The following is a 15,753-nucleotide window of genomic DNA, read 5'->3' as shown; positions in this document are numbered from 1 at the left end:
GTCCAAGGATTGGATGACCAACGTAAGCGCATCGGTGCCGAGTTGCGCGTCCAGCGCGGCCCGAACGCCGGGCCGCCTTTTCTGAAGCCACAGCCACTCACTGGCGCGAGCTCGACATGGTTCGATCAGCAAGCCTGTGAACCGACGAGAGCAGGTCCCCCGGGCGCCCCTCCTAACCTTTGAGTGGCTCGACCGAATGGTGAAGTCAAGCCAAAGTAACCATCACCGAATCGCCCAGTACGCTCTCGCGTTGGAGCTGAAGGATCGCTCGACGAATATCTCGCCTCCATCAATCGCAGCCACGGGCACGTCCATGCAGACTTCGTAACTCGCGACGCCGGAATTCTCCAACGTTGGGACGTCCATCACCGAGCTTGAAGTCACCGCATCACAGTCGGACGCATCGTATTGCCTTGCGTCGGAGCCCACGAATGTCGTCGAAAGATCAAGCCAGGGGTTCCCCTCTTTCGTACCGAGGTACTGGACAGTGAGCTCTATAGCGACGTACTGTCCATCCGGCGCTTCGTTGAACTGGTTGGCATCCAGAATCCGTTGGTTGGCATCCAGCGCCACAGCATCGACTGTGACGTTGTAATCTCCGACCTCTTGCAATTGGCCGAGCGCCGCGAGGTCGTCCCCATCTGATGTGACAGGCTGTTCAGTCGTCGATCCGGAAGGCCCAGTCGTGGTTTGCGCTTCAGGTTCCACTCTCGTCGTCGAGTTGTCGAACAATGAGCCGTAGAACGCCTGCGTGACAAATACCCCGAGAATTGCCAGCATGCTCAGGATGCCCGCTGTTATGGCCATTGCCTTGCCGGCGCGCTTCCTCCGGAAGGAGGAGATCATCGCTGCAATAGAGAATCCAAGCGCAAGGAGACCTAGAAACACGACAACGTTGTTCACGATCGGAACCCAACATAAAAGCAGAGAAACGATCGCCAGCGCAAGCGCAGTGATAGGTAACCACGTCAGCTCCCCGGGGGAGACGCTCCTTGCTGGGGCATGGCATATCGCTCGTCCACACCGTCGTCGACCCAGAAGACATGTCCCGGCGGAGCTGGACCCCATGCGGGATCGGGTTGCCAACCCTGAGGCGGCGTCCACCCGGGCGGCGGAGTAGGCCAATTTGGCGGATTGACGAATCGTTTTCCCATGGTCTCTCTGCTTTCTTGATCGACGCAGTCACCCCGATCGCTTCGCCGGACTCATGCTTAGCGATATGAAGACGCGCATCTGCGAGGGGCGATGTGCCGGCGGCAACAACGATGCCCTGCCGGATCACCAGCAGGGCATCAACGGTGTCAGCAGCGAGTCCTAAGAGCTGCTGCAGGTAACTACAGCGAACTCTCCGGTGGAGGTCTGCTCCGCGATAACCTCACCGTCGACAGTGATCCGGCATGTGATTTCCGAAGCGCCTTGCTCAGCCTGCGCAGTGACGGTGAAGACGTTGAGATCGAACGCTCCCGCTTCTTCGATCTCAAACTCTGTGGACCACGGTACCTCGGCTCCGTTCGCCTGCTCCGTACCAAAGCTGTCACCTTCGAGCGTGCTGTAGGTAACGGACGCGGTCGCGCCGTCACTTTCCACCTCGTAAAGTACGGTGCTGCCCGCCGCTACTTCGCCCGACTCGGCAGTCGACGATGCCTGTCCGTTCAGTTCGTTATCTACTGCCTGGACGAAACTGGCAGTGAGTGCAGTCACGATGCCGGCGATGACAAGTGACAGTACGCCCAGAATTATGCCCGCGATTGACGTTCCGCGAGGGCGGAACTTACGGGTGATACCGATGATCCCGAGGATAATCGCTGCGGGACCGAGGATGAATGCGACCATGCCGAGAACTGGGATGACAGCGGCGATGACCGCGACGATACCGACGACCAGTGCGCCGATGCCCCAGCCATTACCTTGCTTGGCGGGCGCTTGCTGGGTATTTGGATACTGCTGAGCCATTTCAGATCCCCTTAGTATGAAGCGGTGCGAACGAAGGGGAAATACTCACGTGATCCCCCTGCTTTGAAAGTGTAGGCGTCGACGGTGACACTCTCACGCCTTGATGCCGAAGCGTTACCGCGTACAAACCTCCCGGCGCTGCTTCTTCAGCGTCAGGTTCAGACGGTACGCAATCTAGGGGACACCTGCTTAGCGACTTCGTAATCCTTGCTAGCCTTTCCGGAAACCCCCAATAATCCACGACTCATAGTCAGAACACTGCACGGGGATCGGATCGCTGAGATCCAAAGCTTCCTGATGTTCTATAGGCTGACACTCACTGCGGTGTGATCCGGCTGCAGTGGGTACGCCGTGCATCACACGTTCCTTGTTCCGGAGGAAAGCAAAAATGAAACCGATATTTCCCGTCATCCTTCTCACATCCCTCGCGATCGCGGCGTGTGGGCAGGGTGCTTCCGACAATTCGACCCCCGTTGAGTCAGCAACCGCGGCTCCCACTGCGTCGCCAACCGCAACTCCACCGCCTACCTCGAGCAGCCCCGAACCGTTGGTGGTTTCTGAAGCGGCGACCTGTACACAGCTGATCGGACCAGAAGAAGACGGTCCGCTGATCGACGGGGTGAATATTGTCGCCGGTATGAGCTCGGGGGAAGCGCCGGACTTCGCCCTCGCTGAGGAAACTGCCGCCGAACTCACTTCGATCATGCGCCATGCCGACGACGAGCTGAAGCCGTACCTCGAAGTCTTCATTCAGCCGCTCGACGATATCGGCGCCGCGTCGCGCGGTGAACTTCCCGCCGGCTATGACCTGGACATTGAAGAATGGAAGGCCGCGGGAACCGAATTGCTAACGCGCTGCGAGTAGATGGGTTCGCTGCCACCTCCTGCGAGCGGTTGATTTCTGGCACTGTGTGAGGCCACAACGGTTTAGGATAATCTTCAGCGACAGCCCGTTCGGGCGTTGGGGAGTCCTATCGGGCCAGGTCCGATGTTCGAGAAGGTCAAATCAGTGAAACACCATCCTATTTTTGCGGCCGTGTTGTCCATTCTTTTACTCGCCGGATGTGGGTCACCGTCCGGCCCAACACAAAGTGAACCGTCGGGCGTAGAGATGCCCAGTTTGGATGAGCTCGCTCTGGATGAAGCGCTGGCTGTGCTGGAGGAATCCGGAGCCGCAGATCCCACAATCGAGAATCGCTCCGCTAAGCGCATGGGTAGGGCCGGATCCGTCTACAACGGCAACTGGGTCGTCGAGGACACAAGCCCTGAGGCCGGCGAATTCATCGCCGTTGGAGATGTACCCGTTCTAAGCATTGTGCATCCTGATGACGAGGGCAGTCAGGCCAAGATCCTGAAAGCTGCAGCGCAGGCAGAAGAAGAGGAGCAGCGAAAGCAGAACGCTGCTCGGGAAAAGCGCGAGGAAGATGCTGCAGCGAAAGCAGAAGCCGAAGCCGCTGCCCGCAAGAAGGCTGAAGCCGAGGCAGTCGCCAAAGCGAAAGCTGAGGAGGAAGCACGCGCGGCTGAAGCGCTGAAGCCTGTCATATATGAAGGGTATGGCGATGATGTTCTAGCCATCGATAAGAAAAAGGAAGGCTTCCAGCCTGCGCGAATTCACCACACGGGCTTCAGCAACTTCGCGGTCCAGACCCTCGACACCAATCTCGAAATGACCGACCTATTGGTCAACACGATAGGTAACTATTCTGGGGTCGTCGCTTTCGATGACTCCTTCGGTGGTGACGGTGGAGAAACTTCCCACCTTCAGATAACTGCCGACGGAGGCTGGAAGATTGAACTGATTCCTCTCGAGTCCCTCCCCAGCTACGACGGTTCGACGCCGATCCAGGGAGTTGGCGACGCAATTTTCCGTTACGCAGGGGACTCAGCGGCCGCCAGTATCAGCTACCCCGGACCAAGCAACATCGCGCTCATTCAGCACTCGCTCAATCCCGAACTCCGAGTGAATGACATCGGCCCCTACGACGGCACTGTCATCATGCAGACAGGGCTCTTTGAGTTGATCGCTGAAGGGGCTTGGAGCATAACCATTCGGTAGACGGCCAACTTGCTCGAACAAGGAAGGCAACGCTGACTCTTGCGTTGCCTTCCTTCCTCCTTCGGCTTATTACGCCTTCGCCCCAATAGATACTCGCTTCCCCGCACGGCCCCTCGCCGAGCCCCACGACTCCAACGCCGTCCGCAAATCCGCACGCCGCTCCTCTGCGACGGCAACCCGGTACGCTTCCTCGACAACGTCGTCGATAAGCACCCGCTGCCCCGTTGACGCTGACTGCACCGCCGCCTCAACCATGGCCAGGCTCAAGACGTTCGAGTGCACCTCCCCCGACGGCACCTCACCGGACCGCAACGCCGATACAAATTCGGCCAGCGCCCCGGCGATCTCCTCCTCATGAGACAGCAGGCGGAACCGAAGCAGCACCTGAGAGCAGCTCCGCAACAGGAGTCCCCGCACCATCCCACACCGCCGTACGACCGGCACCGTTCACCCGCCACGACCCGTTCCACGAGGTCTCCAACCCGTCCGCACACCAGCTCCCCGTGTACACGTACCGGGTGCCGCCGCTCATCTGGAACACCGCGGTGGCGGCAGCAGCGCCGTCGTACCAGCTCCACGACGGATTGAACTCCTCGCAGTACACCGAGACCGGATCCTGATCCAGCAGGAAACGCACCGCATCGAACTGGTGGATCGCCATGTCCACCAGCAGCACATGCGCCATCTCCTCCCGGAACCCACCAAAATGAGGCGCTTTGAAGAACTCCGTGGTCACCACCCCGATGTCCCCGAGCTCAGCAGTCAGTGCCTTCAGCTGGGTCAGGCCTTGGAAATACCGGCGCGGCTGGCTGATCATCAACAGCTGCCCGCTCACCTCCGCCGCAGCCACCAGCGACAACCCCTCGGCGACGGTCGGCGCCACCGGCTTCTCGCACAGAACCGGCAACCCGGCGAACATCGCCTCCACATTCACCGGATGATGCGCAGCCGGCACCGTCACATTCACGACGGTGAGCAACAGTCGCGGCCGCCACCTCCGACACGGACGTGCCCAGCGTGACAGACAGCCCGAACTCCTCGACTGCGGCGCGGCACCCAGGTTGAGGTCCACGAGACCGACCAGCTCGACGTCGTCGTTTGCTTGCAAAGTCCGGATCCGCGCCTTGCCCATCCCACCTGCACCCACCTGCACCACACGCAGCGGCCCGGCGGTCTCGACTGTTCTGAAGGTAATCAACTGCTCATCGCTCCCTGGTAGCCGTGGCCGGTGTAGAAGCCCTCGGTCTCGTAACGCAGCAGCACCGGATCGGTGCGCTCGGGCCGCAGGGTCTTGGCCCACTCGACGCCGTTAGCGATCACGCGGCGCACGTCCTTGTGGTGGTAGACCGGGTAGTCCTGGTCGCCCGGGCTGAAGCGCCGAACAGCAAGCCCACACGATCTCAGTAGAATTACTTCTTCGACTGGGAAAACTGTGCACCAAAGGAAGTCTCACCATGCGCTCACTGCGCTCCCCCTTGCTCATTGCGACCACCCTTGCGCTCGTCACCGGCTGTGCCGGCGGAGAGCCTGCCGAACCGGGGACCTCTGCTTCCCCTGAACCAACGACGACGTCGGCCGCCTCCAGCTCTCCAGCAACCGCCGGCGCGGCGGGGCTCGCCACGGTTCCCTTCGACGACGCACCGCGCGAACTGACCGAACTCGAAGAATCGTTGCTGGTCGAACCCGGCCCCAACGCCGAGGCGGGCACGGTGGAAGACATCCTCGCCGCTGCGCGGGAAAGCGATCCGCAGACCGCCGACGAATGGAGCAACGCGATCCTCGCGCTCATCCACGGCAACTACGCCGAGAACGTCAAGACAGTCGTCCGGTTTGACCCCGGTACCGGCGAGCGCGGCGACGAACCCACCGCAAACGGAACTGCCCCGGCTGAAGAACAGAGCGTCGGGAACAACCACTTCGCCCTGGTGCTCGATGCCAGCAATTCAATGGCTGAAAGCTCCGGAAACGGCAGCCGCATGGAAGCTGCCAAGGCCTCACTGCTCGCATTTACCGAGGAACTCCCCGAGGGCAGCACCGTGAGCCTGCGCGTGTACGGCCACGCTGGCGATGCCTCGGAAGCCGGCAAGGCCGAATCCTGCGCAACCACCGAGGTGCTCTACTCCGGCTCATCGGACGACGCCGGACTGGAAGAAACCCTCGCCTCCGTCCAACCGACCGGTTACACCCCGCTTGCACAGGGCATCAGCGATGCCGCTTCCGACTTCCCTGGCAACGCCACGGACGGCATCGTTTACGTGGTGACCGACGGGGTCGAAACCTGCGGCGGAGACCCCGTCGAGGCGGCCAAGCAGTTGAGCAACTCCGGTATCGAGCCCGTGGTGAACGTCATTGGCTTCCAGGCCGGAGACACAGACCAGGCAGCCCTCGCTGCCATCGCCGCAGCCGGCGGCGGCAAGTACACCCAGGCCAACTCACCGGCAGACCTTGACGCCTACTGGAAGGAGCAGAACAGGGCGATGCTCCGCGCCTGGAACGAGTGGCGCAGCACCGAATTGGCGGCAATCGGCGAGACCAGCAGTGACATCAAGCGGACCGTCAATGAAGTGAGCACCGAACTGAAACGCACTGCCAATGATGAGGCAGAGCTCGGCAAGCGAACGGCCAACCTCCTTATCGGTGAGATCGACGACGATGTCCGCAGCGAGATCTGGGATTTCTTTGACCAGCGGCGCAGCACCATCTGGAACTGGGCCGAGGAAACGCGCGCGGAAAACTGGGAAGCGGCAGAAAGCGAGCGGGCGCAAAACTGGGAGGCCGTGTACAACCGGGCGCAGAGCAAGTGGACCGAGTACTACGAGCGGCTGCAGGGCAACTGACCAGGGAAGGCTGGCGCACCGCGGAGGCGCGCCGCCGTCGTCGTTCGGTAACAAAGTCCCCAAGAACAGAAAGGGCGGCACCGCCTCCGGTGCCGCCCTTCCCTACCGCTAACCCCTACTCAGCCTTCTGTGGCACACTTTCCGCGTTCGACGCCGCAGCGGTCTTCCGCTCCTCCGCCTTGCGCGCCTTCTCCGCATCGGCCCGGGCCTTCTCCTCGGCCTTCAGACCGTCCAGCCATTCCTGGCGGTTCGAGCCGGGAACCCAGCCGGTATCCACGAACTTGCGCTGGAAAGCGATGGCCGCGATCACCAGCGCCATCGCAATCACGATGGTCAACACGACACCGAGCGTGGTGCCGCCCAGCAGGCTCACACCGATCAGAGTGCCGAACCAACCGAAGTCCGCATCACCGAAGGTGCTGTTGGCGAAGCCGAGCTCGCCGAGCACCAGCAGGAGGATCGCCGGCAGGATGGTGATGATCACGCCGTTCACAAACCCGCCGATCACAGCACCCTTACGTCCACCCGTCGCGTTGCCGTACACACCGGCACCGCCACCGGTGAAGAAGTGCGGAACCATACCGGGCAGGATCAGCGCCAGCCCGAACATCGGGTTGAGCCAGATGGCAAGAATGCCCAGGCTGATCAGGCCGCCGGCAAAGGAGCTGAGGAAGCCGATCAGCACGGCATTGGCACCGAACGGGAACACGATCGGGATATCCAGTGCCGGCTTGGCGCCGGGAACAACCTTCTCGGCAATGCCCTGGAACGCAGGAACCAGCTCGCCCAGCACCGTCCGCACACCGTAGAGAATGACCGCCACACCAACACCGAACTGCAGCGCCAGTCCAAAGCCCGCCATGATGAAGGCACCGGCATCCGCTGCACCGAAGATCGCCAGGGCGTCCTCCAGCGGAAGGGCGATCAGGCCCCAGATCGCGAACACCATGTAGATGAGGACCATGGAGAGCGAGGTGGCAACCATCGAGTCGCGGAGGAACTTGAGCCCCTGCGGGAAGTTGATGTCCTCGGTGGACTTGCTTCGCCGGCCCACAGCCTGGCCGGAGGCGCCGGCGGCGATGTAGCCGAGGGTGCCGAAGTGGCCGATAGCGATGGTGTCATTGCCCGTGATCTTCTTTGTCCACGGGTGGGCGAACGCCGGCATGACCACCATGATCACGCCGAGCAGCAGCGCACCGATGAGAACAACCAGCCAGCTCAGACCGTCACCGAATCCAACCGACAGCACCACGGTGAGCATGGTTGCCATGAACACCATGTGGTGACCGGTCAGGAACACGTATTTCAGCGGCGTGAAGCGCGCCAGGATCAGCATCACGATGAACCCGAGGGTCAGCACGTACGCGCTCTGCGCACCGAACTCTTCCTGGGCAAGTGCGGTGATGACCTCGTTGGTGGGGATCACCCCCTGGGCGCCGGTGACGGCCAGGATCAGTGCTCCCAGCGGATCCAATGAACCGACGACGACGCCGGCTCCCGCACCGAGGATGAGGAAGCCCAGCGCTGCCTTCAGCGCGCCTCCGATCACCTGCCCGGAATTGCGGCGCATGGCCATCAGACCGATGGCGGTGATGATGCCGATCAGGTAGGCCGGCACATTCAAAATCTGTTGACCTATGAAATTCAGTACTACAACGAGCCACTCCATCGTGGGAGCTCCTTCTCTACTGTTCTGGACGGAAAGGTTCTACTGGACGGCCGGCGTGAGCTTCTCGGTGATCTCGTCGAGATCGAAGAAGTTGTCAATGATGATGACTTCCGCCGGAACGTCACCGATCTCGGGTGCGAGCTCGTCGGAGGTGAGGACGATGTCCGCGGTCTGGGCTGCGCCTCGGGCCACACCGATATCTGCGGCTTCGACATCCGCATCGATGCCCAGTGAGGCGAGAACTTTCTCTGCATTCATCTTCAGGAGCACTGAGGTTCCAATGCCCATTCCACATACGGCGACGATTTTCATGAGATGCCTTTCAGTCCAGGTTGATGAGGGTCGGTCTACTTGGTGGCCAGGCCACTGAGGAGGTCGCGGACCTGTTCCGGGGTCTCCGCTGCTTCAAGCCGCGCCCGGACCTCCTTGTTGGAGAGCACACCGGCAACTGCTTTGAGTACTTCGATATGCGCGGTGTGGTCCAGCGCAGCCAACCCGATGACCAGGGTCACCGGATCATTCGATGCATGGCCAAACTCGACGGGGGTTTCCAGGCTTACCCAGCTCAATCCACCCTTGAGGACCGACTCCGCTGGACGGGAGTGTGCCAGCGCAATTCCAGGGGCAATCACGATGTACGGTCCGTGTTCCTCCACAGCCGTGATCATTTCCTCGGTGTAGGCCTCGGTGGTGACGCCACCGGCCACCAGCCCGTCACCAGCGAGGCGGATTGCTGCCCTCCAGTCGGAGGCCGTCGCCTTCGTGGTGATCGACGACAACTCTTCGGCGAGATTCAGGCTCACAGCAAATCCTTTGCGTTGGTGGGGCAGGGGGTGGCGCACGTCACACGCTACCGTCGCAAAGGGGCTTATGTCTACAAGTAACCCAAAGTGGGTTTCAATTCGTTATCGTCAACCGGCTTAGCTATTTGGTGGTACCGGTGCGCGTCATCCGACTGATTCGGCCGGGTTCGAAGAGCGCATCCTGAGCCAGCAGTGACGCGCCGGTGACGCCCGCCGCGTGCCCCAACCGGCTTGGCTCAACCACCAGGCCGCGCGTGGCGAAGTCCCTGGCGCCGTCGAAAATTGCCTGCCGGATCGGCTGCAGGAACGGATCTCCGGACTGGGCCAGATTGCCCCCGACTATCACCGCTTCCGGATTCAACAGGCCGACGACGTCGGCAAGCGTCTGCCCGATGATCGCCGCCGTTTCCTCAATCAAGGAAAGCGTTGTCTGGTCACCCTGGCGGGCCAGCTCCACGATGTCCGCGCTGGTGCGGACCGTGTAGCCGCGCTCCAGCAATCTGGCCCTCAGCACGGCACCGCTGGCGACCTCCTCCAACCGCTGCAGGCGGTCCCCGCCGAGCGTCGGGCAGCTCACATCACCGGCGCCGCCGCGCGCTCCCCGGTAGACCCGACCATCCGTGACGAAGGCCAGTCCGAGGCCGATCCCGGCTTTTACCACCACGAGGTTCGGCTCCTCAGTGGGCGCCCGACGGGCCTCCGCGAGCGCCATGACATTCACGTCCCGGTCGACAGCGAACACGGCGTGGTCATAACGGGTCTTGAAATATTCACGCACCAGCACGCCGTCCCACTCGGGATAGACCTGTGGACTGGCCAGCCGCCCGGTTGCCACATCAACCGGACCCGGCACGCCGACACCGATCCCGACGACGTCCCTACGCTCCTTGCCCATGCTGCGGAGCATGTAGTCGAAGACCTGCCCTGCCCATTCGAAGATCTCGGTGGGGCCTTCATTGAGACCGATATCCGCCTCGTCTTCGGCCAGCAGCGTCGAGGTGAGATCGGTGATGGCCAGGCGGGTGTGCGAGCCGCCGATATCGACGGCGAGGAGCAGGCCTGCGTCGGCATTGACGGCGAAGGTTTCCGGCGGCCTTCCGCCCCGGGAGTCCAGTTGGCCAACGCTGACGATGATGGAAGCGTCGAGCAGCTCGTCGAGCCGGCGGGCAAGGGTGATCCGCGACCAACCGAGCACCTCGATGAGGTCGTTCCGGGTAGTGGCACGCCCCGATCGAATCAAACTCAATGCCACACCTGAGCCGGTTGCCATCCCCTTGACCATTGCGTCCCCTTCTCCCGGCCGACTGCGGCCGCACATCATCCAACCATTGACTTAAGTACAGGTGTATACCAAAGTGGCGTCCGTGACTAGAGAAGATTCTTCCACCGTTGGGCTTCCTTCCATTGCGGACGCCCGCGCGGTCGCCGCTGCGCAGGCGATTCCAGCCGTCCTCGTGCAGCAGAAAGGACACGGACACGCTGGGACGGCAATGGCCTTGGCACCGTTGTCCCACGTCCTGTTCTCGCGGATACTCCGGCATTCACCGCAGCATCCGCACTGGCCGGCTCGGGACCGGTTCGTGTTGTCCGCTGGCCACGCAAGCCTCCTGCTCTACCTCCAGCTGTACTTCACCGGCTACGGGCTCACCCTCGAAGACCTGGCGGCAAGCCGCTCACTGAAGTCGAAGACTCCAGGCCACCCGGAGGTGCACCACACCGTCGGCGTGGAAATGAGCACCGGCCCACTGGGGCAGGGAGTTGCCTCCGCCGTCGGCATGGCCATGGCAGCCAGGCATGAAGCGGCACTTTTCACCGCGGGTTCGAATCACCTGGACCACACCGTTTGGGCGCTGGCCGGGGACGGATGCCTGCAGGAAGGCGTGTCATCGGAGGCATCCAGCCTCGCCGGCAGCCTGGGTCTCGACAATCTGGTGCTCATCTGGGATGACAACGGCATCACTATCGACGCCGACACGTCCGGCACCTTCTCCGAGGACGTCCGCGCCCGCTACCGCGCCTATGGCTGGCGGGTCCTCGAGATCGACGGCGCCACCGATCTGGCGGCCATCGAATCCGTCCTCCGTGCCGCCGCGGAACGGACCGGCCAGCCGACGCTCGTGGCCGTGAAGACCGTCATCGGCGCGCCCTCCGCCAAGTTCGGCGGGACTCCTGCGGCGCACTCAGGCGGGTTCGGCAAGGAGGAAGTCGGCGCGGTCCTGGAATCGCTCGGCTACTCCCCCACCGCTGAGCTCAGCGAGCTGGTGAATGACGAAATCCTGGCCCACACCCGTGCTGCCTCTGAGCGCGGCGCCGCACTGCACGCTGATTGGCAGCGCGAGCACAGCGCGTGGGAAGCCGAACAGCCCGAAGCCGCCGCGCGCTGGAAGGCCTTCCGGGACGGCGCCACCGATCCGTCGCCGCTGGATGCAATCGCCGCGGGTTCTCCTGGAGATCCGGTGGCTACCCGCAAGACCAACGGCGCGGTGATCAAGGCGCTGCAGGAATCGCTTCGGCTTTGGGGCGGTTCGGCCGACCTGAGCGGCTCGACCAATGTCGCCGTCGACGGCAAACCGTACTCTGCAGGTAACCCGGGCGGCGAGTTCATCCGCTTCGGCATCCGCGAACACGCGATGGCCGCGATACTGAGCGGCATCGCCCTGCACGGACCGTGGCGTCCCTTCGGATCCACCTACCTGGTCTTCAGCGACTACATGCGCCCGAGCATCCGGCTGGCAGCACTGATGGGCCTCGGCGTCATCTACGTCTTCACCCATGATTCGGTGGCGGTCGGCGAAGACGGCCCCACGCATCAGCCGGTGGAGCAGATCGCCTCCCTGCGCACTGTGCCGGGGCTCGACGTCGTCCGGCCGGCTGATGCAGTTGAGGTCACCGCAGTCTGGCAGCGCATCCTCGCATCCCCGCAGCGGCCGGTGGCGCTGTTGCTGAGCAGGCAGGATGTACCGGTCCTGGAGTCCGACGCCGCCACTGCAGACGGCGCCAGAGCCGGCGGCTTTGTCCGGTGGCAGAGCGGCGACGGAAACGACCTCGCGTTGATCGCCACCGGCAGCGAAGTGTCGTTGGCGGTCGAGGCTGCCCGCCAACTCGAAGCCGAAGGAATCGCCGCGCGGGTCGTGTCCATGCCCTGCGTTGAATGGTTCAGCGAAGCGGAGCGTGAGTATCGGGACTCGGTGCTTCCGCCGTCGTTGACTGCCCGGGTGGCAATCGAAGCCGGACGGGGTGATGCCTGGTACCGCTGGGCCGGATCCTCAGGCGAGGTGGTCTCCATCGAGGAGTTCGGCGAGTCAGGATCCGGCGCAGAAGTTATGCGCCTGCGCGGAATCCATCTGGATGCTGTTCTTGACGCAGCCCGGCGGGTGCTTTCCTGAGTCACTTGAGGCAAGCCAGGCAGGAGCGGCGAACTCCTAGCGCATCGCCTTGACCGGCCGGGCCTGCCAGCGGGCCCAATCCGCGCTGGTCGCCGCAGCTGCTTCCTGCAGCAGCGGCAGGTACTCGTTGATGAGTGTCTCCACACTGGTTTCCTGGGCATGCACCGTTGCGTTCATGGAGGCGCGCACCACGCCCTCACCATCCCGCACCCCCACCGAGATGGACCGAACCCCCGGAGCCAGCTCCTCATCCGCCAACGCATAACCGCGCTTCCGGGCCTCCGCCAGGATCTCGAGCACCCGTTCGTCGCTCATCGGCGGAGCCGCTGGAAGTCCCGAACGGGACGGCTCAGCCAGAACCTTCAGGGCCTGATCCGGTTCCAATGAAGCCAACAGCACCTTCCCCTGCGACGTCCGCATCGCCGGAAACCGGGTGCCGATGTCCACCCGCAACGCGATCAGCTTCGGCACCGCCACCCGGGCAACGTACACAATGTCCGACCCATCCAGTTGCGCCATCGAGGACGACTCCCCCGTCCGCTCCACCAGCCACTCCAGGTGCGGCCGCGCCATGTCCCAGAGCCCGAGGGACCCGACATAGGCCATGCCCAGCTCGAGCACCTTCGGCGTGAGGGAGAAGCTCCCGTCCCGGACGTGGACGTAGCCCAACTCCTGCAGCGTCAAGAGGATGCGTCGGGCGGTGGGCCGGGCAAGTTCTGACGCTTTGGCCACCTCGCTCAGGCTCATGACCGGATGCTCCGGCGAGAAATGACGCAGCACATCCAGCCCCCGCGCCAGCGCCTCAATGAAATCCGCTCCCTGCCCGCGCTCAGGCATGACACGTCCCTAGCGCTGGTGATGAGTGATGTCGTGACCCTTGACACATCGGCGATCCGCTTCCATCGTTGAGGAACTTCGCATCCGTCGGACAAGTGTCCGTCTAGCGGACACTCTACCCGAGAACCTCCTCCACCGGAAAGGTCTTCCGTGTCAGACCCAGAGATTTCCTCGACCGCCCGACCACTCGAGGGCGTGGTGATCGCCGACTTCTCCCGCGTGCTCGCCGGCCCCTACGCGACCATGCTGATGGCGGACCTCGGCGCGGAAGTCATCAAGGTCGAAGGCCCCGGCGGAGACGACACCCGCAGCTGGGTCCCCCCGGTCCGTGCCGACGGCGTCTCCACCTACTACACCGCCATCAACCGCAACAAGAAGTCCATCGTTCTCGATTTCAAGAACGACGACGACCGCGCCACCGCGCAGGCACTCGCCCGCCGTGCCGACGTCGTCATTGAAAACTTCAAGCCCGGCGGGCTGAAGCGGTTCGGGCTGGACTACACCTCGGTGCGCGAGGAGAACCCCGCAGTGATCTACTGCTCCATCAGCGGGTTCGGCTCAGCCGAAGGGGCCTCGCTCCCCGGCTATGACCTGATTGTCCAGGCCATGTCCGGCCTCATGAGCCTCACCGGTGACGCCAACGGCAGCCCGTACCGCGCCGGCATCAGCGTGTTCGATGTCATGGCCGGCCTCCACGCAACCATCGGCATCCTTGCCGCCCTGCGCCACCGCGATGCCACCGGCGTCGGCCAGCATGTGGAGACCAGCCTGATGGCCTCGGCGATGAGCGGGCTCGTTAACCAGACCACCGCGTACGTGGCCGGCGGCGTGGTCCCCCACCGCATGGGCAACGCCCACCCGAGCCTGTTCCCCTACGAACCGCTCCCCACCGCCGACGACGACCTCATCGTCACCGCCGGCAACAACGCCCAGTTCCGCAAACTGTGCGAGGTTCTCGAGATCCCCGACGTTGCCGATGACCCACGGTTCGCCGAGAACGGCGACCGCACGGCCAACCGGGAGGAACTGCGCCCACTGCTCGTCGACCGGCTGAAGACCAACACCGCCAAGCACTGGTTCACCAAACTCAACGCGGTCGGCGTACCGAACGGTCCCATCAACACCATCGGTCAGGGCGTCGAATACGCCAAGGAACTCGGGCTGGAACCGGTGGCCACCGCCGGCACCGGCGACCGCGCCGTCCCCGTGGTGCGCCACCCGATCACCTTCTCCGCCACTCCCGCCCGCTACGACCTGGCCCCGCCTGAACTTGGCGAACACAGCGATCAGATCCGCGCCTGGCTCGGCGCCCAGACCGGTGCAGCCCGGACAGCACATCCCACCACCGCAGGGGCCTCAGCCTCACAGGAGGAAACCCGATGACCGTCACCCCCGAAAAGACCGGAACGACGCCGCAGTTCCCCACGTCGCTGGGCACCTCCACTCCCACCCAGATCAACCTCCTCGGCCAGGACCTGGCACAGGACCTTATGGGCAAGATCAGCTTCGGCGAACTCGCCTACTGGCTGGTTGCCATGCGCCGCCCCACCCCCGGCCAACTGCGTGTCTTCGAATCCGTCCTCGTTGCCCTGGCCGACCACGGTTTCACCCCCACGGCCATCGCCGCCCGCCTCACCTACCTCAGCGCCCCGGACTCCATCCAGGGCGCGATGGCCGCGGGCCTCCTCGGCGGCGGATCACGATTCCTCGGCGTCACCGAGGACTGCGGACAGTTCCTCGCCGCCACCCTCGCTGCCCATGACGGCGACCTGCCCGACGACGACGCTGGCTGGGACGCGATGGCCCTGGACGCCATCCGCACCCAGCGCTCGGCGGGCAAGTTTGTTCCTGGGCTCGGGCACCCGAACCACAAGGACGGCGACCCCCGCACCCCCGTACTCATCGGCATCGCCGATGAGGAAGGACTGCGTGGCCCACACCTGCGCCTGTTCGAGGCCATTGGCCGGATGAGCGAGACCGCCCTCGGCCGCCGTCTTCCCCTGAACGGTGCCGGAGTCTGTGGAGCAGCACTCGCCGATGCGGGCCTGCCCACCGATCTGCTGCGCGGCTTCGCCCTGCTGGCCCGCGCCGCCGGGCTGCTGGGCCAGATTGCCGAGGAAAAGCGCAACCCCATCGCCAATGACGTCTATATGACCGTGGACCGCAACGCGGTCTATGTGGACCCCGACCAGAGCGCCTGAGCAGGAGAGAG

General features: G+C 63.5%; 15 protein-coding genes and 1 pseudogene. 6 read left to right on the top strand and 10 right to left on the bottom strand.

The window, feature by feature from the left end:
• Positions 1 to 222 precede the first annotated feature (222 nt).
• Positions 223 to 903: a hypothetical protein gene (locus ACZ2GY_RS03410; protein ID WP_471672995.1), complete on the bottom strand. Its 681-nt coding sequence runs from the start codon at positions 901 to 903 to the stop codon at positions 223 to 225.
• Between the two features lie 411 nt (positions 904 to 1,314).
• Positions 1,315 to 1,953 carry an MmpS family transport accessory protein gene (locus ACZ2GY_RS03405; protein ID WP_471672994.1) on the bottom strand — a complete coding sequence of 213 codons (639 nt, stop codon included), beginning with the start codon at positions 1,951 to 1,953 and terminating at the stop codon, positions 1,315 to 1,317.
• A 388-nt stretch (positions 1,954 to 2,341) separates the two neighbouring features.
• Between ACZ2GY_RS03405 and ACZ2GY_RS03400 the strand changes: the two genes are divergently transcribed.
• Both ACZ2GY_RS03400 and ACZ2GY_RS03395 read left to right on the top strand, forming a co-directional pair.
• On the top strand, positions 2,342 to 2,818 hold the full coding sequence (locus tag ACZ2GY_RS03400) for a hypothetical protein (protein WP_471672993.1): 477 nt from the start codon (positions 2,342 to 2,344) through the stop codon (positions 2,816 to 2,818).
• A gap of 255 nt (positions 2,819 to 3,073) precedes the next feature.
• Positions 3,074 to 4,009, top strand: a complete 936-nt coding sequence (locus ACZ2GY_RS03395) for a hypothetical protein (RefSeq protein WP_471672992.1) — start codon at positions 3,074 to 3,076, stop codon at positions 4,007 to 4,009.
• A 69-nt stretch (positions 4,010 to 4,078) separates the two neighbouring features.
• Here ACZ2GY_RS03395 and ACZ2GY_RS03390 read toward each other — a convergent pair whose 3' ends face one another.
• From ACZ2GY_RS03390 to ACZ2GY_RS03380, 3 genes and pseudogenes are all read right to left on the bottom strand, one after another.
• Positions 4,079 to 4,393: a hypothetical protein gene (locus ACZ2GY_RS03390; RefSeq protein WP_471672991.1), complete on the bottom strand. Its 315-nt coding sequence runs from the start codon at positions 4,391 to 4,393 to the stop codon at positions 4,079 to 4,081.
• The gene (locus ACZ2GY_RS03385; protein ID WP_471672990.1) at positions 4,362 to 5,207 is read right to left on the bottom strand and encodes a Gfo/Idh/MocA family protein; all 846 of its coding nucleotides are present in this window, start codon (positions 5,205 to 5,207) and stop codon (positions 4,362 to 4,364) included. Before ACZ2GY_RS03385 ends, ACZ2GY_RS03390 begins: the two co-directional genes overlap by 32 nt.
• Positions 5,204 to 5,383 (bottom strand): annotated as a pseudogene (locus ACZ2GY_RS03380) (ThuA domain-containing protein); the annotation flags it as partial. The gene ACZ2GY_RS03385 and the pseudogene ACZ2GY_RS03380, both read right to left, overlap by 4 nt.
• Positions 5,384 to 5,463: 80 nt before the next feature.
• Between ACZ2GY_RS03380 and ACZ2GY_RS03375 the strand changes: the two are divergent.
• Positions 5,464 to 6,846, top strand: a complete 1,383-nt coding sequence (locus ACZ2GY_RS03375; protein ID WP_471672989.1) for a VWA domain-containing protein — start codon at positions 5,464 to 5,466, stop codon at positions 6,844 to 6,846.
• Positions 6,847 to 6,961: 115 nt separating this feature from the next.
• Here ACZ2GY_RS03375 and ACZ2GY_RS03370 read toward each other — a convergent pair whose 3' ends face one another.
• The 4 genes from ACZ2GY_RS03370 to ACZ2GY_RS03355 form a co-directional block, all read right to left on the bottom strand.
• Entirely contained in the window at positions 6,962 to 8,515 is a 1,554-nt protein-coding gene (locus tag ACZ2GY_RS03370) for a PTS ascorbate transporter subunit IIC (RefSeq protein ID WP_471672988.1), read from the bottom strand.
• 39 nt (positions 8,516 to 8,554) lie between these two features.
• Complete coding sequence (locus tag ACZ2GY_RS03365; RefSeq protein WP_056550377.1) at positions 8,555 to 8,827, bottom strand: PTS sugar transporter subunit IIB; 273 nt, start codon at positions 8,825 to 8,827, stop codon at positions 8,555 to 8,557.
• A 35-nt stretch (positions 8,828 to 8,862) separates the two neighbouring features.
• The gene (locus ACZ2GY_RS03360; protein WP_346028610.1) at positions 8,863 to 9,318 is read right to left on the bottom strand and encodes a PTS sugar transporter subunit IIA; all 456 of its coding nucleotides are present in this window, start codon (positions 9,316 to 9,318) and stop codon (positions 8,863 to 8,865) included.
• A 121-nt stretch (positions 9,319 to 9,439) separates the two neighbouring features.
• The gene (locus tag ACZ2GY_RS03355; protein ID WP_471672987.1) at positions 9,440 to 10,600 is read right to left on the bottom strand and encodes an ROK family protein; all 1,161 of its coding nucleotides are present in this window, start codon (positions 10,598 to 10,600) and stop codon (positions 9,440 to 9,442) included.
• Between the two features lie 82 nt (positions 10,601 to 10,682).
• On the opposite strand from ACZ2GY_RS03355, the gene ACZ2GY_RS03350 reads away from it, so the two are divergent.
• Positions 10,683 to 12,704, top strand: a complete 2,022-nt coding sequence (locus ACZ2GY_RS03350) for a transketolase family protein (protein WP_471672986.1) — start codon at positions 10,683 to 10,685, stop codon at positions 12,702 to 12,704.
• Positions 12,705 to 12,740: 36 nt separating this feature from the next.
• Here the strand turns inward: ACZ2GY_RS03350 and ACZ2GY_RS03345 are convergent, their stop codons facing one another.
• Entirely contained in the window at positions 12,741 to 13,541 is an 801-nt protein-coding gene (locus ACZ2GY_RS03345) for an IclR family transcriptional regulator domain-containing protein (RefSeq protein ID WP_471672985.1), read from the bottom strand.
• 150 nt (positions 13,542 to 13,691) lie between these two features.
• Here ACZ2GY_RS03345 and ACZ2GY_RS03340 point away from each other — a divergent pair, with 150 nt between their 5' ends.
• Together ACZ2GY_RS03340 and ACZ2GY_RS03335 are read left to right on the top strand one after the other, a co-directional pair.
• The gene (locus ACZ2GY_RS03340; protein ID WP_471672984.1) at positions 13,692 to 14,924 is read left to right on the top strand and encodes a CaiB/BaiF CoA transferase family protein; all 1,233 of its coding nucleotides are present in this window, start codon (positions 13,692 to 13,694) and stop codon (positions 14,922 to 14,924) included.
• Complete coding sequence (locus ACZ2GY_RS03335; RefSeq protein WP_471672983.1) at positions 14,921 to 15,742, top strand: citryl-CoA lyase; 822 nt, start codon at positions 14,921 to 14,923, stop codon at positions 15,740 to 15,742. The genes ACZ2GY_RS03340 and ACZ2GY_RS03335 overlap by 4 nt, the downstream gene beginning before the upstream one ends.
• Positions 15,743 to 15,753 lie beyond the last annotated feature (11 nt).

The sequence above is a fragment of the Arthrobacter sp. KKT183 genome, assembly GCF_055657625.1.
Note: the sequence above shows the minus strand (reverse complement) of the source record. Positions and strands in the feature narration are given on the sequence as shown.

What these genes read in the sequence shown, in the direction of transcription:
- ACZ2GY_RS03405 (WP_471672994.1), bottom strand. Translation starts at nt 1,953, where the DNA reads ATGGCTCAGCAGTATCCAAATACCCAGCAAGCGCCCGCCAAGCAAGGT.
- ACZ2GY_RS03400 (WP_471672993.1), top strand. Translation starts at nt 2,342, where the DNA reads ATGAAACCGATATTTCCCGTCATCCTTCTCACATCCCTCGCGATCGCG.
- ACZ2GY_RS03375 (WP_471672989.1), top strand. Translation starts at nt 5,464, where the DNA reads ATGCGCTCACTGCGCTCCCCCTTGCTCATTGCGACCACCCTTGCGCTC.
- ACZ2GY_RS03370 (WP_471672988.1), bottom strand. Translation starts at nt 8,515, where the DNA reads ATGGAGTGGCTCGTTGTAGTACTGAATTTCATAGGTCAACAGATTTTG.
- ACZ2GY_RS03365 (WP_056550377.1), bottom strand. Translation starts at nt 8,827, where the DNA reads ATGAAAATCGTCGCCGTATGTGGAATGGGCATTGGAACCTCAGTGCTC.
- ACZ2GY_RS03355 (WP_471672987.1), bottom strand. Translation starts at nt 10,600, where the DNA reads ATGGTCAAGGGGATGGCAACCGGCTCAGGTGTGGCATTGAGTTTGATT.
- ACZ2GY_RS03345 (WP_471672985.1), bottom strand. Translation starts at nt 13,541, where the DNA reads ATGCCTGAGCGCGGGCAGGGAGCGGATTTCATTGAGGCGCTGGCGCGG.
- ACZ2GY_RS03335 (WP_471672983.1), top strand. Translation starts at nt 14,921, where the DNA reads ATGACCGTCACCCCCGAAAAGACCGGAACGACGCCGCAGTTCCCCACG.